General features: G+C 40.0%; 19 protein-coding genes and 1 tRNA gene. 7 read left to right on the top strand and 13 right to left on the bottom strand.

What is annotated here, in order from left to right; genetic code table 11:
• Window positions 1-10 precede the first annotated feature (10 nt).
• The 7 genes from IT6_RS08765 (at window position 11) to IT6_RS08795 (ending at window position 6,812) form a co-directional block, all read left to right on the top strand.
• A complete protein-coding gene (locus tag IT6_RS08765; protein ID WP_206826107.1) occupies window positions 11-1,390 on the top strand; it encodes a 3-deoxy-D-manno-octulosonic acid transferase in 1,380 nt (459 codons plus the stop codon).
• 42 nt (window positions 1,391-1,432) lie between these two features.
• Entirely contained in the window at window positions 1,433-2,449 is a 1,017-nt protein-coding gene (locus tag IT6_RS08770) for an ABC transporter ATP-binding protein (protein WP_134439273.1), read from the top strand.
• Window positions 2,433-3,227 (top strand): ABC transporter permease, encoded by a 795-nt coding sequence (locus IT6_RS08775; protein ID WP_134439274.1) that lies wholly within the window; start codon window positions 2,433-2,435, stop codon window positions 3,225-3,227. The genes IT6_RS08770 and IT6_RS08775 overlap by 17 nt, the downstream gene beginning before the upstream one ends.
• Window positions 3,224-3,901 (top strand): SCO family protein, encoded by a 678-nt coding sequence (locus IT6_RS08780; protein WP_134439275.1) that lies wholly within the window; start codon window positions 3,224-3,226, stop codon window positions 3,899-3,901. Before IT6_RS08775 ends, IT6_RS08780 begins: the two co-directional genes overlap by 4 nt.
• 83 nt (window positions 3,902-3,984) lie before the next feature.
• Entirely contained in the window at window positions 3,985-4,410 is a 426-nt protein-coding gene (locus tag IT6_RS08785; RefSeq protein WP_134439276.1) for a DUF420 domain-containing protein, read from the top strand.
• A gap of 91 nt (window positions 4,411-4,501) precedes the next feature.
• Window positions 4,502-5,320, top strand: a complete 819-nt coding sequence (locus tag IT6_RS08790; protein WP_242524196.1) for a hypothetical protein — start codon at window positions 4,502-4,504, stop codon at window positions 5,318-5,320.
• 49 nt (window positions 5,321-5,369) lie between these two features.
• Window positions 5,370-6,812, top strand: a complete 1,443-nt coding sequence (locus tag IT6_RS08795) for an NAD-dependent succinate-semialdehyde dehydrogenase (protein ID WP_134439277.1) — start codon at window positions 5,370-5,372, stop codon at window positions 6,810-6,812.
• Window positions 6,813-6,939: 127 nt separating this feature from the next.
• Here the strand turns inward: IT6_RS08795 and htpX are convergent, their stop codons facing one another.
• The 13 genes from htpX to mreC all read right to left on the bottom strand — a co-directional run bounded on the left by htpX (window position 6,940) and on the right by mreC (window position 22,308).
• Entirely contained in the window at window positions 6,940-7,842 is a 903-nt protein-coding gene (gene htpX / locus IT6_RS08800; RefSeq protein ID WP_134439278.1) for a protease HtpX, read from the bottom strand.
• A 322-nt stretch (window positions 7,843-8,164) separates the two neighbouring features.
• Window positions 8,165-9,457 (bottom strand): phosphoribosylamine--glycine ligase, encoded by a 1,293-nt coding sequence (gene purD, locus IT6_RS08805; protein ID WP_206826109.1) that lies wholly within the window; start codon window positions 9,455-9,457, stop codon window positions 8,165-8,167.
• Window positions 9,458-9,653: 196 nt separating this feature from the next.
• A complete protein-coding gene (locus tag IT6_RS08810) occupies window positions 9,654-10,307 on the bottom strand; it encodes an MBL fold metallo-hydrolase (RefSeq protein WP_206826112.1) in 654 nt (217 codons plus the stop codon).
• Between the two features lie 144 nt (window positions 10,308-10,451).
• Window positions 10,452-10,525: transfer RNA gene (locus IT6_RS08815), tRNA-Asp, on the bottom strand.
• An 82-nt stretch (window positions 10,526-10,607) separates the two neighbouring features.
• Window positions 10,608-11,420 carry an MBL fold metallo-hydrolase gene (locus IT6_RS08820; RefSeq protein WP_242524197.1) on the bottom strand — a complete coding sequence of 271 codons (813 nt, stop codon included), beginning with the start codon at window positions 11,418-11,420 and terminating at the stop codon, window positions 10,608-10,610.
• Window positions 11,421-11,561: 141 nt separating this feature from the next.
• Window positions 11,562-11,855, bottom strand: a complete 294-nt coding sequence (gene infA, locus IT6_RS08825) for a translation initiation factor IF-1 (RefSeq protein ID WP_134439282.1) — start codon at window positions 11,853-11,855, stop codon at window positions 11,562-11,564.
• Between the two features lie 313 nt (window positions 11,856-12,168).
• Window positions 12,169-14,346 (bottom strand): carboxy terminal-processing peptidase, encoded by a 2,178-nt coding sequence (locus IT6_RS08830; protein ID WP_134439283.1) that lies wholly within the window; start codon window positions 14,344-14,346, stop codon window positions 12,169-12,171.
• Window positions 14,343-15,608, bottom strand: a complete 1,266-nt coding sequence (gene serS, locus IT6_RS08835) for a serine--tRNA ligase (protein ID WP_134439284.1) — start codon at window positions 15,606-15,608, stop codon at window positions 14,343-14,345. The genes IT6_RS08830 and serS overlap by 4 nt, the downstream gene beginning before the upstream one ends.
• A gap of 297 nt (window positions 15,609-15,905) precedes the next feature.
• Complete coding sequence (locus IT6_RS08840) at window positions 15,906-17,477, bottom strand: Rne/Rng family ribonuclease (RefSeq protein WP_206826113.1); 1,572 nt, start codon at window positions 17,475-17,477, stop codon at window positions 15,906-15,908.
• Window positions 17,478-17,597: 120 nt separating this feature from the next.
• A complete protein-coding gene (locus IT6_RS08845; protein WP_206826115.1) occupies window positions 17,598-18,779 on the bottom strand; it encodes an FtsW/RodA/SpoVE family cell cycle protein in 1,182 nt (393 codons plus the stop codon).
• A 2-nt stretch (window positions 18,780-18,781) separates the two neighbouring features.
• Window positions 18,782-20,830, bottom strand: a complete 2,049-nt coding sequence (gene mrdA, locus IT6_RS08850; protein ID WP_242524198.1) for a penicillin-binding protein 2 — start codon at window positions 20,828-20,830, stop codon at window positions 18,782-18,784.
• Between the two features lie 5 nt (window positions 20,831-20,835).
• Complete coding sequence (locus IT6_RS08855) at window positions 20,836-21,384, bottom strand: hypothetical protein (protein WP_134439286.1); 549 nt, start codon at window positions 21,382-21,384, stop codon at window positions 20,836-20,838.
• 12 nt (window positions 21,385-21,396) lie between these two features.
• Entirely contained in the window at window positions 21,397-22,308 is a 912-nt protein-coding gene (gene mreC / locus IT6_RS08860; protein WP_134439287.1) for a rod shape-determining protein MreC, read from the bottom strand.
• Window positions 22,309-22,318 lie beyond the last annotated feature (10 nt).

The following is a 22,318-nucleotide window of genomic DNA, read 5'->3' on the forward strand; positions in this document are numbered from 1 at the left end:
AAGGAAACTTATGCGTTCTTTTTTTATCCGACTCCTCTATTCTTTGCTTTTCTGCCTTTTTACCTTGTTCTGTTTACCTTATTATTACCTCAAATTACGAAGGAGAGGTAATCCTTTTGAAGGGATTGGTCAGCGCTTTGGTTTATATCCAAAGCATAAAATCCATGACAGTGTCGGAGTGGATATATGGATACATGGGGTGAGTGTTGGAGAAGTGATGATTGGCAAAGTGATTTTAAAAGAACTTTGGAAGCTTAATCCGGAAATTAAAGTGGCTTTTAGCACAACTACCTCAACAGGTTATAGAATGGCTTTATCTGAACCAAGAGAGAAATGTTCGGTATTCTATTTTCCGCTCGATTTCCCATGGGCAGTAAAAAGGACATTTTCTTTTTTGAATCCTAAGTTAGTTGTGCTGATCGAAACTGAAATTTGGCCAAATTTTATCGAAGAATCGAAGAAAAGAAAGGTTCCCATAATCCTTTGTAATGCGAGACTTTCGGAAAGGACTGAAAAATGGTATACATTTTTTTCTTGGTTCATGAAACCTTTTCTTAACGAGTTGAGCTTGATTCTGGTTACTCATGAGCTAGAAATTGAGAGATTTGTCAAAGTAGGATTTCCTCCTGAAAGGATATTTTGCTTGGGAAGCATGAAATTTGATGTGGCTAACTATAGAAGTGGTCAGGAAAAAACTTTGGAGTGGTGGCAAAAAATGGGTTGGGATCAAAGCCATTTAATTATTCTTGGGGGCAGTACGCATCGTGGAGAGGAAGAAATCCTGCTGAAAGAGTTTATCAGGCTTAAACAGCATTGGCCTAATCTGCGCTTAATCCTGGCTCCTCGCCACGCAGAAAGAGCCAAAGAAATTAAAAATCTTTGCCAGAAATATGGTTTTATGCCTGTGATGCGGTCTGATCTTGACAGAATAAACTCCCTCCAGCAATCGTCTGAAATTTTAATCATTAATACAACTGGGGAATTAAGGGCCCTCTATGAAAAGGCGGATCTTGTTTTCGTAGGCAAGAGTTTAACAGCCAAAGGTGGGCAAAATTTTATAGAAGCTGCTAAAGCGGGGAAAGCCATTATTGTTGGTCCGAACATGCAGAATTTTAAATTATTATTTAAACTTTTTGTAGACTGCGAAGCCCTTACGGTTGTCAAGGACGAAGCGGATTTATCTTCTAAGATAGAAGTTCTTCTTAAAGATGAAAAATTGAGGAAAATGATGGGAGAAAAAGCAAGGTCAGTGTTTATAAAGAACGTGGGGGTAGGAAGAAAAACAGCAGAAATTTTGTATAATTATTTGGAATATCAAAAGAAGGGTTCATTAAAATCCCTGTTGCAAAATGGTCTTCAAGAAACAGCAAAGGAAACAAAATATAATTAAAACGCTATGGAATTCTTTTTTTAACACGATATTTTTTTTAAAATGAGTTTAAGTTCATTCGTTCAGTTTAAGACCACTGGGGAAACAAAATCGATGCTACCGATTAAGGTAGAAGTCAAGAATTTGTCTTTTTCTTACGGAGATCGTCAGGCTTTAGACGGTGTTAGTTTTGAAGTAGAAGAAGGAACAATAGCGGGTATTCTGGGTCCTAATGGGAGTGGTAAAACCACTCTTTTTAGGATTCTGTCCACACTTCTGCCCTTGACTTCGGGTTCTGTGAAACTATCGGGGTTTTCTTATCCCCAAGAAGGCTCATCGGCTCGTTCTGTATTGGGTATTGTGTTTCAGTCTCCAAGCTTGGATAAAAAATTGACTGTTGAAGAAAATTTGTTGCACCAAGGTCATTTGTATAATCTGCGGGGAAAAGAGCTCCGGCAACGAATAGACGAATTGTTGGAGCTATTTCATCTGTCTGAAAGAAAAAAAGATCTTGTAGAAACCTTGTCGGGAGGGCTTCAAAGAAGGGTAGAAGTGGCAAAAGGGATATTACATCGACCAGAGATTTTGATTCTGGACGAACCGAGCACAGGCATAGATCCTGCCGCCCGCAGAGAGATTTGGAATTATCTTTTTACTTTACGTAATGAATTGCGCCTGACGATATTGGTTACCACTCATCTCATGGAAGAAGCTGAAAGATGCGACAAGGTTTTGATCCTCGATAAAGGAAAAGTGGTCTGTTGGGACAGTCCTGATCGGTTAAGATCATTAATTCCTGGTCTTATTCTTACTGTGCATTCTTCCTATATTGAGCTTTTAGAAAAGGAAATCTTGAGCTTGGGCAGAACTCCCATTAAAGTTAATGGAGCGCTTCATGTCGAATTGAGAAAGGGAGAGAATAATCAATCCCTTTTTGAATTTGCGGCCGATTTGTTGGAAAGATATCATCATCATATCTCGGCATTGACCATTTCCAAGCCATCCCTCGAAGATGTTTTCCTCCATTTGACTGGTCATCAATTTTTAATAGGAGAAAAAGACAATGCAACAGCCAGTTAGAAGAGTCGGAAACAATACATTGGCCATATATACCTTATGGAAAAGGGAGGTAGTCAGGTTTTTGCGTCAAAAAAACCGGATTGTTGGGGCCCTGGGTACTCCTCTGGTGTTCTGGCTTTTAATCGGATCAGGTGTCGGGAGGTCTTTCCAGTCACCTCACGGTCAAAACTATTTGATTTACTTTTTCCCGGGCATGATGCTCTTAATTCTTCTTTTTACCGCTATATTTTCTACCATATCTATTATCGAAGATAGAAGAGAAGGTTTTCTTCAAGCTGTTCTGTGTGCCCCCATTTCCCGTGGCTCGATCGTTGTCTCCAAGCTCCTAGGGGGAACGACGTTAGGATTGTTGCAATCGCTTTTGGTTTACTTTTTATCTTTACCTATGGGAATTCCTTTTAGTTTTGAAAGATTTTTAGGCATAGTTTTGAGCTTGGGTTTACTGGGAATGGCGATGACTGCTGTCGGTTATATCTTGGCATGGCCATTGGATTCTGTTCAAGGTTACCACGCTTTAATGAATCTTTTTCTCATGCCTTTATGGCTTTTGTCTGGGGCTTTGTTCCCTGCTGAAGGAGCCTACGGATGGATTAAAACGATGATTTATCTTAATCCTCTCTATTATGGCTTGGAGATACTGCGGTTTTGGTTGAGCCCTTATTCCACCCTTGAACAAGGAAAATTGATATTGTATTGTTTCATAACACTGCTTTTCTTTATTGCGGTAACCGCTGTAAGTATTTGGGTAACTGAAAAAGTTAAAGTTAGACATCCATGAGTTTACAACATCAAGAAAATCCTAAAAATCTCGTCAAGACACTTGTAGTGCTTTTTATATCCTTGGTGGCTGTTTCCTTTTTTCTCAATCTGACCTCAAGCTATTTCCAGGTTAAATATTGGAAAGAAAGGTCGAACATGCCTAAAATAAGGCAAATTCCTCCCTTTTCTTTGGTCAGATCGGATGGCGTGACGGTTACCGATCATGATTTGAAAGGGAAGGTGTGGGTGGCGGACTTGATTTATACCCATTGTCCTGGTCCCTGTTCTACGGAGTCCTTAAGGATGTCGCAGCTTCAGAGTATATTAGGAAAGATAGAAGGAGTTCGGTTGGTTTCCATTTCTATTGACCCCGAAATGGACAATGGCCAGATATTGAGAAAATACGCTGAAGGGTTCCATGCTGATCCAACATTCTGGTATTTTTTGACGGGCAGCTCTCAGAATATCAAGGATTTTGTAGTTAAAGGCCTAGCCCTGGGAATGGGAGAAAATCCTCAAGATAAAAGACAAACTGAAGGGAAGTTTTACCATTCCACCCAATTTGTTTTAATTGATCAAGAAGGTTTTATCCGAAAATATTATGATGGCTTGAGTCAAAAAACACCCAAAGAGCTTTCCATAGATATTCTCCTTTTATTGCAAAAAGATTCGAAAAATAATAAAGGAACATAAAAAAGATATACCGCAAAGAAAGAATAATGAGGAGATAGAATAACAGAACGGAGTTGTTTATCTTTGCCTATAGAAAGATTACAATGTCTATCAAAGATTTTCCAGCGATAAACGCCTCCTTGAATGCTCTTACTTTCTTATTCCTCCTGCTAGGTTATATAGCCATTAAACAAGGAAAGAAAGATGCACATAAACTTTGTATGATTACCGCTTTTACATTATCGATGGCTTTCCTAGCCTGTTATCTGACTTATCATTACTTTCACGGAGCAACCCCCTTCCCAAGACATGATTGGTCAAGGCCTCTTTATTTCACCATTTTAACTTCGCATACTATTCTGGCTATCATTAATCTTCCCGCTATTTTTTTGGCACTCTATTTTGCTTTTAGAAACCAATTTGATCGACACACTCGTATAACTAGGCTTTTATGGCCAAGTTGGGCATATGTGTCGATTACAGGGGTGTTGGTTTATTTCATGCTTTACCATTGGTTTGTCAAAGCTTAGAATGTCATTTCCTGTAAAATCAATCCTTGACAACTATTCAATATAATCGATCCATTATTCTAAAGTGGTTAATCACAAAAAGGTCAATGCCGTGAAAAATTGCTTTTGGAAATGTTTTTACGTAATTGTATTTTTTTCCTTCGTAACACCTTCCTTTGTGGGTTATTGTCAAGAAACTGAATTTACAAAAAGCGAGATTCAGCAAGCGGTCCAGAAGTATGTTTCTGAAAAATCCCATGATGGACTGTTCACCTTTCATGATTCGATTTCTGGCCAGGATCTTTCATTGGTCTTTGAAAAAGTCCGTATAGTGAGGTCCTTAGCAGGGTATGGCTATTTTGCTACAGCCCAGTTCCATGACCAGCTGGATTCGACTAAGCCTTATGAACTGGATTTTTGGTGGAAACCTAAAGGCAATGAACTTCTCCTCATGGATATAAGGGTATATAAATTTCCCAAAAAAGAAGGAGATAAATGGGTACTACAGACTCACTATCCAATAGCTTGGTGGTGGCTTCCCTCGACAGAGCATCCAGGAGAATATGAACAAAAAAGGGCTTGGGAAGTTAAGGCAGCGATTCATGAGTATGTTGCACAAAAAATGAAAGAAGGGGGTGGAGTTTTCCATCTGAAAGATCCCAAAACGGGAAAAGATCTTTCCTTGGAATTTGTTGAAATTCATAATCCTGTGAGAAGGATTCCAGGAAAACAGTATTTTGCTTGCACTGATTTTCGTGAAAAAGATGAACCTCAAAAATATTATGACATTGATTTTTGGTTTGATGAAAAACAGGGAAAACTCATAGTCAGTGACATCAAAATTCACAAAGAACCCGTTAAGGAAGGGGATCAGTGGATTCAAGTAGAGAGGTATTCTTTTGAAAAAGACCATCCTCAGACTGTTCCCTAGATCAACTTTTAGTTAACTCTTTGGATTTGTGGCAGAAAGAGGTAAAGCTATGTATCGAGAAACATTGCACCAAAAATGGATTACACAGGGCAAAATTGGAAGCGATTGGGTAGAAACTTTGGATAGCTTTGAGCTCATTAGTCCCATTGATGGAAGGGTGATTGGACTTGTTTCTGATTGTGGCCCAGAAGAAGCTCGTTGGGCTATAGACGAGTCTCAGAAGGCTTTTGAGTTGTGGAAAAATACAACAGCTGAATATCGTTCTGAACTCCTCCGTTCGTGGGCACAACTAATCGTAAAAGAAAAAACGACATTGGCTGAGATTATGGCCCTTGAAATGGGAAAACCCGTTAAAGAGGGTAGAAAGGAAATCGATTATGCTGCCAGTTTTGTGAACTGGTACGCAGAGGAAGCCAAAAGGATTTATGGAATGACGATTCCTCCTTCAGGATCTTCTAAAAAAATCATTGTTTCTCATGAACCCGTTGGACCGGTTCTTTGCATCACTCCTTGGAATTTTCCCTCCGCCATGGTTACAAGAAAAGCTGCCTCGGCTATGGCGGCCGGATGCACAGTTATTGTGAAGCCTTCCGAACATAGTCCTTTATCGGCTTTATACCTTGTTTCTCTTTGGGATAAAGTTGGAGGTCCCCCAGGGGTATTCCAGGTTCTTCCAACCTCAAGACCTGAAAAGCTATGTAAACCCTTTTTCGATGATTTTAGAATAAGAAAGGTATCTTTTACCGGAAGTGTTCCTGTAGGTAAAGCTCTTTATCAGGAAAGTGCTAAAACCTTGAAAGGAGTTCTTCTTGAATTAGGGGGTAATGCCCCGATGATTGTATTTGCTGATGCCAATCTGGATATAGCAGTAAGAGAAGCAATTCAAGCTAAGTTTAGAAATGCAGGTCAAGCCTGTATCGCTGTGAATAGGCTTTATGTTGAGAATAAAATTATCGGTAGTTTTTGCAACAAGCTTGTGGAAGAGACCAAAAAACTGAGAGTAGGTAATCCTTTGGACGAAGGAGTTGACATTGGGCCTTTGGTGAATGAGAAAGCACTTAAAAAGATAGACTCCTTGCTTTCAGATGCGCTATCCAAGGGAGCAGAAATAATCTACCGTGGAGAAGCCACCGGATTATATTTTGGTCCTACAATTGTTCGACTCAATGATACTCTTTTACAGATTGTTACCCATGAGATCTTCGGTCCTGTTTTGCCAGTTATACCCTTCGAATCTGAAAGTGAAGTAGTGAGCTGGGCTAATGGTACCCGTTATGGACTGGCAGCTTATATCATGACATCTGATCTTAGAAGAGCTTTTCGTCTTTCTCATGCATTGGAGTTTGGGATTGTGGGTATCAATGATGGTAGGCCTTCTTGCTGTCAAGCACCGTTTGGAGGGATTAAAGAATCGGGTATTGGACGGGAAGGGGGACAATGGGGAATAAAGGAATTTTTAGAAACGAAGTATTTATCTTTTAATCTCGAATAGGTTGCGTTTGTAAATCATTTAGATCAGGTTAGAGAAATAGAACAAGGCTTTTTTTTCTTTGAAATTTCGATTTGAACGACCGGCCGAATAAATTAAATCTTTATTACCTTCTAAAAAGCCATTCTTGTTAATCAGGAATTCTTTCTAAAGCCTCTATTCTCTCATCGAGTGGTGGATGAGTAGCCAGAAGGGCTAGAATACCTCCTGGTCTACCATTGATTTTAAAAGCGTTCAGTGCAGGAGAACGTTCATCAATAAAAGCCGACTCCCCTTCCATAATCTGCTTGAGTTTTTTGAGAGCAGAGATCATGGCTTCTTTGCCTGCAAGATGAGCTCCTCCAGCATCCGCGCGAAACTCTCTCATTCGAGAATACCAAGCGACGATGATCGAAGCTAAAAGACCAAGTACGATTTCAGAAATAAACATGCCTAAATAAAAGCCTATGCCTATAGACTCTCTCTCATCATTGCGGCTAAACAACCGATCAACAAAGAATCCTATAATGCGGGATAGAAAGACCACAAAAGTATTTACAACACCTTGTAACAAAGACATTGTGACCATATCCCCGTTGTTTATATGGGTGATTTCATGAGCAAGCACACCGGCAATCTGTTTTTTATTCATCTGCGACAGAATTCCTGTACTTACCGCCACAAGGGCGTTAGACCGGGAAGGGCCTGTGGCAAAGGCGTTTACTTCGGGGCTTTCGTAAATGCCTACTTCAGGCATTTTGATATTTGCTCGTTGGGCTAACTCGGAAACCGTTTCGATCAACCATCTTTCAGCTTCGTTTGAGGGCTCTTGTATAACGTGGATATTATAAGCCATTTTGGCCATCCACTTGGATAGGGCAAGAGAGATAAAACTACCCGTAAAACCGACGACCATGGAAAATAAAAAGAGGGTTTGATAATCTATTCCATATACATTTAGCCATCGGTCCAGGTGCAGTATGGAAATGACCAAAGTCAACAAAACGATTACAGCGATGTTTGTAAGCGTTAACAAGAAGATGCGTTTGAACATGCTATATATATAACGAGGGCTTTCAGAATTTGCAAGTGGGTCTGTAACCTAGAACTAAAGAGAACATGGGAAGTACCCGTTTCTTTTATCGGTTGTAACTTAAAAAAGGGTTGATAACTTCTTTGGTTTTTAAAGTCAGTTTTAAAAACGCCCTTTAATATCTTTTATGAAACTCAAGCTTATGGGAGAGGTTTAGAGCCGATGAGCCCTAAAACTGTCTAACAGCAGGAAAAAGAGCAACAAGCTGCTTCTTACCACTGGGATCAGTTAAACTCTCCAATCGGTTGTCAATGATGATCTGGCTGGATAAGTATAGGATTGCCTAGGACTTGAGATATGCTGAGTTTAACTGGCCAATATCATTTCTGTGGATCATCCCCTCGAACCGGGCTGTGCTTAACCTTCGATAAGCAAAAGCTATCCCTTTTTCAAGGGATTGTCCCCAACCCACTGCACAGAATACCCTGCCACCAGATGTAACCAGCTTGCCGTTTATTCTTTTTGTCCCTGAATGAAAAAGATGGCTATTAGATCTTTCTTCTTCTGTCAATTTTTTATCGTCTATAGTTATCTCTTTGCCCACTTCAAAGGTTTCAGGATATCCTTTAGAAGCTAACACGACTCCAACACAGTGAATGTCATTTTTAAATTGGATTTGTAATTCATCAAGTTTTCTATCTGCGATCGCATTTGCGATTTCCACCAAAGAAGTATCCAATGCGGGAATTATAACCTGGGCTTCTGGATCTCCTAATCTTACATTGAATTCCAAGACCATGGGGCCATCTCGGGTTATTATTAAACCTGCATAGAGAACTCCCTGGTAGTCGATAGCTTCTTGCTTAAGCGCTTCCATTAATGGGAAAATAATATTTTTCTCAATAGAGTTTTTGAGTCGCTCATCAAAAAGTGGACTTGGGAAAAATGCTCCCATTCCTCCAGTATTCAGACCTTTGTTTGAGTCTTCAATCCTTTTATAATCATGGACAGCGGCTAGTATTTTGTAGTTTTTGCCATCAAGGAGAAAGAAAAGGGAAAGTTCTATTCCTTCAAGAAATTCTTCAACAAGAATTTTTTTGCCTGCAGCACCAAAAAGCCTTTGGTTCATCAATTTTCGAATCGAATATTCAGCTTGTTCACGATCATGGGCAATGAGCACTCCTTTTCCAGAAGCAAGTCCATCTGCTTTGATGACTTGAGGGAATTTAAAACTTGCACTAAAAGAAATGGCATCCAATGGATTTTCAAAAATGTGTGCTTCTGCTGTTGGAATTTTATAATGAAGGAGAAATTCTTTTGTCCAAGCTTTGCTCCCTTCAAGCCTAGCTGCTCTTTTTTTAGGCCCCATAATTTTTAATCCAATTGATTTAAATTTATCGGCGATACCATCGCACAAAGGGGCTTCAGGGCCTACTACAGTGAGATCAGGCCGCTTTTCCCTTGCCCATTGAAAGAGGTTGTCTATATCGCAGACACTTATGGGAAGATTGTTGCAAAACTCCTCAGTTCCTCCATTTCCAGGAGCAACGAAAATTTCTTTTACCGCAGGATCTTTTTTTAAAGCCCAGCACAATGCATGTTCTCTACCCCCACCTCCGATTACAAGAATTTTCAAAGCCTTTCCTTTCTTTTATAGAGTTGATCATTGACAGGAATTGGTTTATACCTATAACAAAACCGAACCAAGCTCATTTTGTTATTTAATTATTCTGTGCTGCATTCCTCATTCGAAATAAACTCAACATTCTTTTTTTATTAATATCTTTTATAAAGCTGACTTTACTAAAAATCTAAATGGTTTGAAGTAAAAATCACGGGGCTTTTAAAACATAAATCCAGGGCTCTGAAGGTAAATCTGCTTGACCAATCAATAGTTCAGAACCATCAAGCATTCTTACGTTTTTCTTTCCCTCAAGATACTTCTCTAGAGGACGGATATCCATATCCCCGCTTAAATTGGTCTTAAAAGCAATGGGTATGATTATTCGAGCGCCAAGATCAGCTGTGATTTTATCGAGATCATCGTTGGAAAGGATTTCGTTGCCAATAGGAAGAAATAACACATCGACCTTCCCAAATTCGGCTAATTGATCCTTGTTAAGGGTATGGGCCAAGTCTCCAAGGTGAGCAAAAGTTACATGGTCAAGTTTAAAGACAAAAGCGGTGTTTTTCCCATGCAAAGAACCTTGGGATTTATCACGGAAAGTTTGAATCCCTTTGAAGATATGACCCCGGGCATTGTTTGGACCAATAGCTGTAATGCTTCGGAAAATCTGCGGGGTGCCATAAAGTTTTTCACCGGCTGATCTGTCCTCAGCCTCAGAACTGATGAGAACAACGTCTGCTTGGAGGTGATCCGGGAATCGGTATTTAACTGTCTCATCTCCATAAGGATCTATGGCTACCCGGACTCCCGTGGATGAAATTAAATAGACGAAGGCATGTCCATACCATCTGACAAGCACTTGTCTTTCATTTTGTCCCCAGCTATGAGAAAAGAAGCTGAAAAAGAAAAACAAAAATATAAAATCAAGCAGCAGTGATCTAAAAAAAGAGATGAAGTTAAGCTCTCGGATAAGCCCTTTCACTGTTTATTCCCAATTCATTCCCGGAGCCAACGGGGCTCGAACCCGCAACCCCTGCCGTGACAGGGCAGTGCTCTAACCAATTGAGCTATGGCTCCAAATCGAATAAAAAAAATGATCAAAATGAGGAAACGTAGAGTTAATAATGTCCATTTAATGGTTCTTTCTCAACTGAAAAATTTAGAACAGAGTAGGAATTCCTTCATTAAGAAAGCGAACAGAAGACAAAATCCCCTTCTTTTTCGCAGCCATGATCAGTCTGTAAGCAGGTTCATGAAGAGGTTCATAGCTCATTCGGTATGTGCCAAAGTGCATAGGGATCATGATTTTCCCTCCTAATTCTTGAAATGCTTGAACAGCTTTTTCGGGATTAATATGAACATCACGTCCAGAAGGAGGGTCATAGGAACCTATAGGCATCAATATTACTTCGGGGTTTAGCCTCTGACCGATTTCTGGGAATTTCTCGAAATAAGCGGTATCTCCGCAGTGATAGACCGATCTTCCATCAAACTTGATACAATATCCTCCATAACCACGATGAAAATCAGCTAATATTCGAGCACCCCAGTGTTTGGCAGGAGTAAATGTAATTTCTGTCCCTTCTATTTCTATTTTTTCCCACCAATTCATTTCTAAAATTTTTTCAAAACCTAATCCTTTAACCAGGCTTTTCACCCCCTTGGGAACTATAATAGGTTGTTTTTGAGCAATCATCTTGAGAGTCTTTTTGTTTAAATGATCGAAATGGGCATGGGTTACAAGCACAAGGTCAATCGAAGGCAAAGCATCCAAGGCAATTCCAGCCTTTTTTAGCCGCCTAATAATGAGCATCCAATTTGCCCAGTTGGGGTCGATCAAGATATTATGCTTGGGAGTTTGTAAAAGAAAAGAAGCGTGTCCTACCCACGTTAAGCAGATCTGCCCGGCACTGAGCTTTGGAAACCGTGGCCTATGTTCAATGCCTTCTCTTTTGCGGAAAAAGGAAGACATCAAAACTCTTAAAAAAGATCCTCTTTTGATTCTCCTGGGAATAATAGGTTCCATATATTTCGGGAGGTCATCGGTTTTTATTCTCCCTTTTTTATATAAAAAAATTTTCTACACGATCGGTTTTCTAAAAAAATTTAAAAGTTATGACTGTTTTGGGGAAGACTTTTTAGTCGGGACCTTTGGCTTCGGTGGAGGTGAGGATGAGGAAGAATGCACTCGATCAACCCGATAGAGTATTCTGGCTTTTGTCAAATCGTGAGGAGACATTTCGAGTTTTACCCTATCGCCATAAGTCAACCGCACAAAATTCTTTCTCATTTTTCCGGAAATATGAGCTAGAACCTGATGCTTGTTATCGAGCTCAACTCGAAACATCGTTCCAGGTAAAATAGCTACAATTGTTCCTTCCAACTCAATTGTATTGGCTGACGACATAGAAATATAAAGAAAGTTACAACCCTATCTTAGCTTTATGAAGAAAAAACAGATATGATTTCTTCATACCTAAAGCGTTTTCTGATATTTGGGAATGAGTATTATCACTGTCCCCAATTTTTTGTAAAAGATTAGACCGGTAACCGTTAGTCATCTGAATAATTACCGTAAATCTTACACCTATCATTTATAAATTATGGTATGGCATGGATAGAGATTGTCAAGGAAATTACAGATTAAAGATCTTTCTGTTTTAAGAAGAATAGGCAGAGCTCAAAATCTTACTTATCTTTGAGATGATTTAAAGAACGAGTTAAGAATTTTCGTTCTTTAATACGAGGATATTTTTGGGTTCTTGAAGAGCGAAAATATAGTCCTTAAGAACATTAAGAGTTTCGTTCATCACAAAATCATTTTTGGATGAACTATTCATACTATCGTCAAATTTTTCATCTAGAATTTTGGATTCATCCGGTGAAAAATCCGTTGAAGGGGTAGATTTTTCTAAGGTCGACGTGATGATTTTGGGTTCTTTGTGATTTTTAACCGTTTCGATATCATATTCATAAATCTTGTCATAGGGAGATTTTTGTTCTGCTCTTGCTGCTTCATAATTTTTCTTAAGCAAATTAAAGTCTTCCTTTTCTTTTTTTCTCTGCGCTTCGTTCAAGGAAACAAGCTTTTCGGACATCTTCTTTTTTAAGATCTCGATTTCCGAATTCAAATGAATAAAATCAGGGCTTGATGAAATGCGCTGTGCTGATCTTCGTTGTAACACAGGGAGAATGGATGACAGATCGTTATTTAATTTTTGAAAATTCATTGGGCTGATCTGATCGGCAGGAAGATAGTTAGGCAAAGAAGATTCACCGATTTCCAAGTAATCATCAAGGGAAGGAAACACGATATCAGAAGAAACCCCATGTTGTTGGGTCGTTAATCCCGTAATACGATAAAACTTTTGCACAGTGACCTTGAGTCTTCCTGGATCACCATGAAAATCCCAGGGCATAAAATCTGACAAAGAAATCAATGTTTGAACTGTTCCCTTTCCATGAGAGACTTGGTCCCCTACAATAATGGCTCTTCCATAATCTTGCAATGCGGCAGCTACAATTTCAGAAGCTGAGGCACTAAACCGACTGATAAGAACAACAAGAGGACCTCCATAACAATACCGATTGGTAGAAATGAGGAAAGGTTGGATTCTGCCACGAAAATCCTTAACTTGAACCACTGGACCGTCTTTAATAAATAGAGCCGTCATATTAACGGCTTCTTCTAACATTCCTCCTCCATTTTTCCTCAAATCAAGAACGAGGCCTGAAATTCTCTCCTTTTCTAATCTTTTAATTAAAAGGGCGACATCGTCACTGGATCGTTCATAAAAACCAGGTAATTGGATGACCCCATATCGTTCTGTTTTGCCCTCTTTGTTTGTTCTCTCATAAACAAAAGCCTTTGCCCGTTGTTCGTTAAGCTTTACCTCATCGCGGACAAGCGTTACGGATTTCCGGACGGAATCGTCTGGACTATCTGCGGGGATAACGATTAGAGTGACTTTTGTCCCTTTTTCTCCCCTAATCATCTCGACTACTTTATTGAGCTTCATGTCCACAACATCTACGGGTTCCCCATTCTCTTGTTGCACAGCAACAATTCTGTCGTTAGGTTTTAACCTTTTGTCAAGATCTGCAGGTCCCCCGGGGACAAGGCTGACGATTTTAGGGTAGCCCTCTTCAGATTTTAGGACAGCCCCAATTCCCGTTAATGAGAGTTTTATACTGTTGATTTCAAAATTCTTCGCTTCACTCGGTGATTGATAATCGGAATGGGGATCATAGGCATGGGTTAGAGCATTGAGAAAATAATCGAGAATTTCTTCTGAATCCGCCTCCCGCATTTCTTTCAACAGCCGAGCATATCTTTTGGCTATGGTCTTTTTGGTTTGTTCAGGCTTTTCATTAGCCAGCTTGCCTTGAAGAAGTTCAAATTTTATTCTTTTCCTCCAGAGGTCCTTGGCTTCCTCTTCGGTTTTGGGCCAAGGCATTTTTGATCTGTCAGTCTGGTAAAACTCATCTTTTGTGAAATCGTGAGGAATAGACAAAAGGCCTTCGATCAACACTTCTCTCTCGGTTAGTCTATTGATATATCGAGAGTAAATATCGAAAGCGGGGCTGAGATCCTCTTGGTAAATATAATCAAAAAGTTTTTTACCATACTTTTCGTTGAACTCGTCAACATCGGATTGAAGGAAAACCATATGACTAAAATCAAGAGCATCGAGGTAATCTTTGAGAAAAACTAAAGACAACTTTTCATCGGCGGGTTTTTGGGAAAAATGAGCTTGTTGGAGCAGCGATGCTACAGTCTTTGCTACTTTAGCACATTGGGACTCGGTTAAGTCGGCGTACAGTAAAGAGCTACTCAAAAAACCCGCTGAAAGGAAAAACCATGATAAAATGAACAAAAATTTGACTTTTAACTTCATAAATATTCTTCTCCAAAATAAGTCCTAATTTTTTCGGGAATCAATACTCGACCATCTTCTTTTTGATAATTTTCTAGAATTGCGGCTACAAGTCTAGGAAGGGCAGTCCCAGATCCATTTAGGGTATGACACAATATGTTTTTACCTGTGGAGGATTTATACCTGAGGTTCATTCTCCTTGATTGGAAACTCTCCAAATTACTCACCGAAGATATTTCTAGCCAACTTTGTATCGCTGGAGACCAGACTTCCAAATCATAACACTTGGCTGCACCAAATCCCATATCTTGAGAAGCGAGTAGAACGACCCTGTAACAAAGCTTTAAGGAACGTAATACATTTTCAGCATGGTTCACCATTTCTTCCAGGGCTTGGTAAGAGTTTTCCGGTTTTGTAATCTGGACAAGTTCAACCTTGTCGAATTGATGAAGCCGAAGGATCCCTCGCGTATCCTTTCCAGCGCTCCCTGCTTCCCTTCTAAAACAGGGTGTATAAGCCACATAACGCAAGGGCAAAGCACTTTCTGAAAGAATTTCTTCTCTATGTAGATTGGTTAAAGGGACTTCTCCAGTGGGGATAAGGTAGAAATTGTCCCGGTCTATCGAATACATTTCCTGGGCAAATTTAGGCAGATGACCTGTTCCCCTCATGCAATCCTCGTTTACCAAATAAGGAGGCCATACCTCTTTGTATCCATGCTGTTCTGTATGCAAGCTAAGCATAAATTGAATCAGCGCACGCTGCAGTTTCGCTCCGTTTCCCATAAAAAGAGAGAAACCACTGCCAGAAAGTTTTGCCCCCCTTTCGAGATCTAGTATTCCAAGTTCTTTGCCTATTTCCCAATGAGGTTTCAAGGGGAAGGTAGGCTGCAGGGGTTCTCCCCATGTTTTTACAACCTTGTTGGCTTCGGCTCCACCAATGGGAACAGAATCATGAGCTAGGTTAGGAAGAGAAAGCAGTATTCTATTGATATCGCCTTCGAGCTGGATCAATTCCTTTTCCATTTCCTCTATTCGATATCCTATTTTTTTTAACTCCAGGAATTGTCCTTCATCGACTTCCCCCTTGAGTTTTTTTAGACCAATTTCTTTGCTTTGCTTGTTTCTTAAGGCCCGGTATTTTTCTATTTCAGTCTGCAAGCCTCTTTTCTTGATATCTAGCTCAAAGACTTGATCAATGAGGGGTTCTAGCTCCTTAGCCCGGTGCGCTATCTTCTGCTTGGTCTGTTGTAAGTTATGCCTGATGAGATTAATATCTAGCATATGAGGTTGATTGGCTTAGGACTTTTTCAATCTCGACATTATAAAAGTAAAACTTTTATATTATAATAGTTTCAAAAGAAGCAATCGATAGAGAAAATATATTTAGGGTCTGGTTTTTGCCTAAGTAGGGGAGAAGGGAAAGAAGGTTCTGGTATGAGATTCTCATAATTTTCAATATAGACGATCTTTTTTTTTAATTAAAGAATGAGCCAAAAAAGTAGATGAGTTTAAATCAAATAGAGCTGATTTTTTTTCTTTAGTCAAAAAATGGTTTTTCTGTGGAATGTAGTATCAAAATCATAAAATATCTTCTCCTGTCTGAGCATTAACGATTTTAAATTCCTCGTAATTGATCCGAGGATCTGTTCTGAAATAAAGCTTGCCCTGCATTCTGCGCTCTAGATCAACAAGCAACTCTTCATCCTCGGATTTTAATCTGTCTAAAACAAAACTGTTTAAAAAAACTCTTAGTTCTTTTATTTCCGGATGGAGTCGGATGACCCTATTGATCGCTCTTTGGATTTCTATGCTCATTGTCTCAGGGGATTTCACCATTCCCCGGCCATGACAGTGGGGGCAGGGGATGTAGAGAGAGTGCCAGATACTCTCTTGGACTCTTTGCCGGGTCATTTCCACAAGCCCGAATGAAGATATGGGAAGAAGATTTATTTTTGCCCTGTCTTTTCTAACGCATTCTTTGAGTTTTTCGAAAACCATATGCTGTTCTCTACGAGATTTCATGTCAATAAAATCGATTACAACAAGTCCCCCTATGTTTCTGAGCCTAAGTTGACGGGATATTTCAATGGCTGCTTCGATATTGGTTTTAAGGATTGTATTATCTTGATCTTTCCCAACCTTGGCTTTCCCCGTGTTCACATCAATAGCAACCAGGGCCTCGGTTTCATCAATGATAATATAACCCCCACTGGGCAGCTCAACTTTACGCATGAAAGCCGTGTCTATCTGTTTTTCGATATTGAGCTTTTCAAAAAGAGGTATAGGTTCATTGTAATAAATGATTTTTTTTTGTGATCTTTTGGAGATCAATGAAACAAGATCCTTGATTCTCTTGACTTCGTTTTCATCGTCAATGTAGATCTTTTCCACGTCATCGGTCAGAAAATCCCGCACGGTTCTTTCTATTAGATCGGGCTCCATGTAGAGTAAAACAGGTGCAGGATATTCTTTCATTTTTTTCTCTATTGCATCCCATTTCTGCAAAAGCATCGCTAGATCCCTTACGAAATACCTTAGTTTTTGGCCTTCTCCCACAGTTCTTATGATAAGCCCCATCCCTTCAGGAATATTGAGTTCATTTAAAATTTTCCTCAGTCTTGCTCTTTCTTTAGGATCTTCAATTTTCCGGGAAATACCGAACTGCTCGTTATAAGGCATCAAGACGAGGTACCTTCCTGCAAGAGTGACGTTTGTTGTTACTCGTGGACCTTTTGTCCCAATAGGCCCCTTTGTGACTTGGACTATTACTTCGGAACCGGGAGGATAAATATTTGGAATATCTTCAGCTCGAATAGGACGCAGTTTTGATTTTGTTCCTTTTCTTTCAAAAAGCTCAACCCCGATGTCAAGGGCTGCAGGAATGGCATCCCAGAAATGCAGGAATGCATTTTTCCCGATGCCGATATCCACAAAAAGGGCTTTTAATCCTTGGTCAACATTGTTGACCCTTCCCTTATAGATGTTTGATGCGATCTCTTTTTGACTCCCTCTCTCGATCGCAAATTCTTCGAGAAGTCCTTCGTCAAGTAAGGCAACACGCCTTTCTAAAGGTTCACAGCTTATCGCTATTTCTTTGTTTGATTTCTTTTTGGGATGACGAACCAGTTGTTTGATACGATCGAAAATCATAACGAAAATCTCCATCTGCCTGACCTGCTGTATAAGAGAAGTCAAGGCCGGTTGTAGGTTTGTAAAGTTCCATGACTACCGGTGAACAAGAAAAGATAAGGTAGATTGAATAAAAGATGATTATTTTGGTTGCCGTCGAATCCATATGCTTTCTACAAGACCTAATCCAATTAAACAAATAATTAAAAAAGTTCCCCCATAACTGATAAAAGGCAAGGGGATTCCGGTAATGGGTACGACTTTTATGGTCATGCCTATGTTAACAAATATATGGGTAAAAAGCATTGCCGCTACCCCACCAGCAACAAGTGAACCCATTAAATCTCTTGCAAAAAAAGCAGCTCGCAAGCACAATAAGAGCACTATCCCTTCGCCCAAAATCACACAGCTGCCTCCAATAAATCCCCATTCTTCTCCAATGACCGAAAATATAAAATCGTTGTAAGCGATATTCTTCGGCAGAAACCCAAGCATATTTTGAGTCCCTTTAAGAAAACCTTTCCCCGAAAAACTTCCTGACCCAATGGCGATCAAAGATTGGTTGATTGTCCAGCCTGAACCCAACGGATCGAGGTTAGGATCAAAGAAAGTTCGAATACGGTTCATCTGGTATGGCTTTAAACCCGGAATATCCCAGCCCAAATGAGCAACTCCAATATAGGCATAGAGTAAAGCAGCCAATATAAAGAGGATGGGAATGAGTAAATAGCGTTTTTTAAGGCCCCCAATAAAAAGCAAGGCAAAGAGAATAGGGATAAATACTCCTGCTGAACCCAGGGCGGGTTGCTTAAGAATAAGGATCACCGGAATGATTGCAGCAATAGACAGTGTGGAAAAGGCTATAAGCTGTCTATTTTTGAATCGATCTATCCAAAAACTTCCAAAAAGAATAAATGCTAGTTTACTTAACTCAGCAGGTTCAATACCAAACCCTCCAAAACGAAGCCAGCTTTTGGCTCCATTAACCGTTTGACCTATCAGGAGTACAAGGATAAGGGGTGGAATGGTTAGCAGAAAAAAAATCCAACTCCATTTAACGATGAAATGATAATCCAAAAAAGAAACAATAAAAAAAATAACGAGTCCTATCAGTAGCCATAAAAACTGGGAAAAGGGTGCGTTCCGAAACTCTGCACTTGAACTTGAATAAGTAGCGCTGTAAACCACGGTGATACCGAATAGGGATAAAGCGAGCACGATAAGAAAAAGAAACCAGTTAAATTTAAAAAATTGATCAAAAAAACTGAATTGTTTCTGTTTCCTACTTGTTGGATTTTGTTCAGTAAAAGAATGGTTTTCCATAATCAGTTATCCGTATCCTCTTCTTCATGCTGGTTAGAGGAAGAAGGGGCAGGTTGGGAAGGTTCAGATTCATGTTTTGTAAATTCGGTCAGTCCGTTGAAGTTTCCAATGGCCGGTTTTAGATAAGTGAGTTCAGGGTTATGACCCTTTTCGATGTCAAAAATGCCTTGAAGAATCTTTTTTGCTATAGGAGCGGCGGTAGCGCCTCCACTCACACCTCCTTCTACCATGATACAGAAAGCATACCGAGGAGATTCGTAGGGAGCGAAACCTACAAACCAGGCGCGTGTGTCTTTATAGAGTTTGCCATTAAGTTTTTTAGTGGCTTGAGCTGAACCGGTTTTTCCCGCAATCTTTACCCCATCAATTTTAGCGTTCGCTCCCGTACCATCTTCAACCACTCCAAGCATAGCCGCTTTTACCGCTTCAAGGTCCTGAGGATTAACATCAAGTTGAGAGTGCACTCGAGGAGGGACAGAAATTTTGATTTCCCCATTATTATTAGCAACTCCTTGAACTATGCGAGGGTAATACAGGGTGCCTCCGTTAGCGATTGCAGCTACAAAAAGAGCCATTTGAATAGGAGTCACCTGTAGGAAACCTTGCCCAATGGAAATATTGGCCGTATGAGCGGTCGACCATCTTTCAAGAGGATATTTTTGTTTCATCCATTCGGGCCCTGGAAGAATTCCAGCCGATTCACCGGGCAAAGGAATGCCTGTAGGTTGACCAAATCCAGCTAAAGATGCCATCTGATCAATATTTTGGATTCCTGTTTTTATGCCTACTTGGTAGAAAAAGGTATTGCATGAATAGCGGATACCGTCATACAGAGTAATGTCGCCACGACCCGATTTCGTCCAGTCATGAAACAGATGATCCCCGATATAAATAGCCGCAGGGGAATTAATCACCGTTTTAGGGGTAATGGCCCCGGATTTCAAAGCGGCTAAAGCGATTAAGAGTTTAAAAGTCGATCCAGGAGGGTAGGAAGAAATCGCTCTGTTGACCAAGGGATTTGTAGGATCGGAGATAAGTTTTTGCCAGTTCTCTTGAGATATCTTTGGAATAAAATCGTTAGGGTCGAAGTTTGGGACCGAACTCATTGCCAGAATATCACCCGTATTAGGATCAACAATCACAGCTGCTGCTCTTCCTACCGTGCGAAGGGCAGTTTCTACAATGTATTGGATCCTTGTATCGAGACTTAAATAGACGTAATCACCCAATTGTGGGGCAATATAGCTTTCTTCATTGACCACATATCCCCGGTAATTGACACGGAGGATCCTGCCTCCAGGTTTGCCTTGAAGCTGTCCATCCATGTATTTTTCAATACCCCATTTGCCCACCATATCCAGCGAGATACCATCTGCTGCAACTCTTTCCTTATCATCGGGTGGGGCAACGTAGCCAAGGACATGTGATGCTAGAGCCCCGTAATTGTAATATCGAATGGGTTTAACTGAGATGGATATACCTGGGACCCCCAGGTTTTGTTCTTCGAATCGGGCTACCGTAGCATAATCGAGATCCGTTTTAACCGAATAAGGAACAGAGGGGCTTACAAAATAGTGCCTTTGGAGTTCCTTGGGGTCAAGTTTTACGGCTAATCGCAGAGCTTTGAGAATGGGAGCCAGATCAATCATCACAATTTTGTAAATATCCGGTTCTTTTCTCAGAACGACATTACCTCCCATTATTCTTTGTACCTCAATTCGAGGAATTTTTCCTTTATGCCTTCGAGGGAAATCCCTGACTAACTCGTCAAGATAAAGATCGATTTCAAACATCGCTCTGTTTTCGGCCAGTCCGATACCATTTTTATCTAAAATCGGTCCTCGGGCACCCGCTAAACGGAGGGAAATAGTTGTTTGATTTTTTAATTTGGAAGCATAAGACTTGCCTTCGTAGACCTGGATTACCCATAGCCTAGATAATAGTATCATCATGGAGCAAACAACCCCCACGACAAGGATGATAATTCTAAATCTCACAGAATGGCGTAAACTGGAGGGATGAGTCGTCATGTTAAGAATTTCTACATCCAATATTTCTAAGATAAATTATTATCCTTTTGTGAAAAAGAGGGAAAAAGTTCTTCTTTGGTTGTTGGAATATGGAGAAGAAAAAAGAAAAGATCCAGAATGAAATATAAAGGGACCGCTAATAAAGTAGACAAAAAAGGAATGGCAACGAGCTTTGTCCAAAATTCCATGGACCAATGCCACTGGTGGCTTTCAAGTTCATATAGAAGATAGTCAATGAGGGAATAGAAAAAAATTCCCACGGCTGCACAAAGAAAAATCATCCAGCGATTCCCTATTTTATCTAGATAGGGTTTAAGGAAACTAACAAAAAGAAAAAGAGAGGTCAGGCCAAGGGAAGTTGTTCCAAAAATGCCAGGCATAATGACATCCGAAAGAATCCCTACATAAAGAGCAAAACTGAATGCGTAAAAAAAAGGGACTTTGAGTGTAAAATAAATAACAAGAAGAGCGCTTAACTCAGGTTTTGAATTAAAAAATGATAAATCAGGAATGATCATTTGGCCGAAAACTGAAAGAAATCCAGTAATCAAAAATAAAACCAAAAGAGAAACCATGGTCTAAAGAACTTATTCGCGTTTTCCAATCAAAATAACAAACATTTCATTGAGTTGCATTAAATCAACTCCGGTATCAAGGATTGCTTCCCTGTAAAGTCCAAAGTTATGAGAAGCATCCAAAGGTTCAACCTGGACGACGCTTCCAATGTATAAACCTGGGGGAAAAACACCTCCAAGCCCACTGGTTAAAACCCTTTCTCCTACTCCTACCTGACTGTTCCTTGGCAGGTAAACCATACGCGAATAAGGTTTGTTTTCTTTGTTTGTTCCTGCACCAATAACAAGCCCTTGGTCCTTTGAGACTTCAGTCATCGCCGAAATTTTACAGTTTTCATTCGTCAAAAGAATAACTTCGGTTGTATGCCTTGCCACTATCCCTGTTTTTCCGACAACCCCTCTTGGAGTGACGACAGGTAAATCCGAGTAAAGCTCACTTTCATCTGCCCAACCCACATCAATCAGTATGTCGTTCCACCAATTTGTGGGATCCCTGCTTATTACCCTGCAGGCTAGTAGTCGGTACCTGGAAGAATGACGAAAAGAAAGCATCTCCTTTAACCGTTCGTTTTCTTGGCGCAGATGAGACAAATAGCTATTTTCCATCGCCAATTGTGCATTTTTTTGTTTGAGTTCTTTGAGTTCAATTTGCACTTGGTCCAATGTCTTAAGGCTCAAAGTATAGTCATCGATGGTTTTAACGATCTTGTCCCAAATCCAAATCACAGGGGAAAAGACTTCCAATCCGAACCGATGAATTGAATTTTGCCATGGCTTGGGTAGAACAAGTCCAATGAAAATCAAGAATAGAGCGCCTAAAAAAATGAAAATAGCCGCTCTATAATAAGCAATTTTTGAAAAGGCATTTTCGTCTTTTTCTTCAAATAAGGTAGAACTCTCTTTTTCTACCGAAGATTTGCGCATGTGAAAAAAA

It is taken from the genome of Methylacidiphilum caldifontis, assembly GCF_017310505.1.
Lineage (GTDB): Bacteria > Verrucomicrobiota > Verrucomicrobiia > Methylacidiphilales > Methylacidiphilaceae > Methylacidiphilum > Methylacidiphilum caldifontis.

What these genes read in the sequence shown, in the direction of transcription:
- IT6_RS08765 (WP_206826107.1), top strand. Translation starts at nt 11, where the DNA reads ATGCGTTCTTTTTTTATCCGACTCCTCTATTCTTTGCTTTTCTGCCTT.
- IT6_RS08770 (WP_134439273.1), top strand. Translation starts at nt 1,433, where the DNA reads ATGAGTTTAAGTTCATTCGTTCAGTTTAAGACCACTGGGGAAACAAAA.
- IT6_RS08775 (WP_134439274.1), top strand. Translation starts at nt 2,433, where the DNA reads ATGCAACAGCCAGTTAGAAGAGTCGGAAACAATACATTGGCCATATAT.
- IT6_RS08780 (WP_134439275.1), top strand. Translation starts at nt 3,224, where the DNA reads ATGAGTTTACAACATCAAGAAAATCCTAAAAATCTCGTCAAGACACTT.
- IT6_RS08785 (WP_134439276.1), top strand. Translation starts at nt 3,985, where the DNA reads ATGTCTATCAAAGATTTTCCAGCGATAAACGCCTCCTTGAATGCTCTT.
- IT6_RS08795 (WP_134439277.1), top strand. Translation starts at nt 5,370, where the DNA reads ATGTATCGAGAAACATTGCACCAAAAATGGATTACACAGGGCAAAATT.
- htpX (WP_134439278.1), bottom strand. Translation starts at nt 7,842, where the DNA reads ATGTTCAAACGCATCTTCTTGTTAACGCTTACAAACATCGCTGTAATC.
- IT6_RS08820 (WP_242524197.1), bottom strand. Translation starts at nt 11,420, where the DNA reads ATGTCTTCCTTTTTCCGCAAAAGAGAAGGCATTGAACATAGGCCACGG.
- infA (WP_134439282.1), bottom strand. Translation starts at nt 11,855, where the DNA reads ATGTCGTCAGCCAATACAATTGAGTTGGAAGGAACAATTGTAGCTATT.
- IT6_RS08830 (WP_134439283.1), bottom strand. Translation starts at nt 14,346, where the DNA reads ATGAAGTTAAAAGTCAAATTTTTGTTCATTTTATCATGGTTTTTCCTT.
- serS (WP_134439284.1), bottom strand. Translation starts at nt 15,608, where the DNA reads ATGCTAGATATTAATCTCATCAGGCATAACTTACAACAGACCAAGCAG.
- IT6_RS08840 (WP_206826113.1), bottom strand. Translation starts at nt 17,477, where the DNA reads ATGATTTTCGATCGTATCAAACAACTGGTTCGTCATCCCAAAAAGAAA.
- IT6_RS08845 (WP_206826115.1), bottom strand. Translation starts at nt 18,779, where the DNA reads ATGGAAAACCATTCTTTTACTGAACAAAATCCAACAAGTAGGAAACAG.
- IT6_RS08855 (WP_134439286.1), bottom strand. Translation starts at nt 21,384, where the DNA reads ATGGTTTCTCTTTTGGTTTTATTTTTGATTACTGGATTTCTTTCAGTT.
- mreC (WP_134439287.1), bottom strand. Translation starts at nt 22,308, where the DNA reads ATGCGCAAATCTTCGGTAGAAAAAGAGAGTTCTACCTTATTTGAAGAA.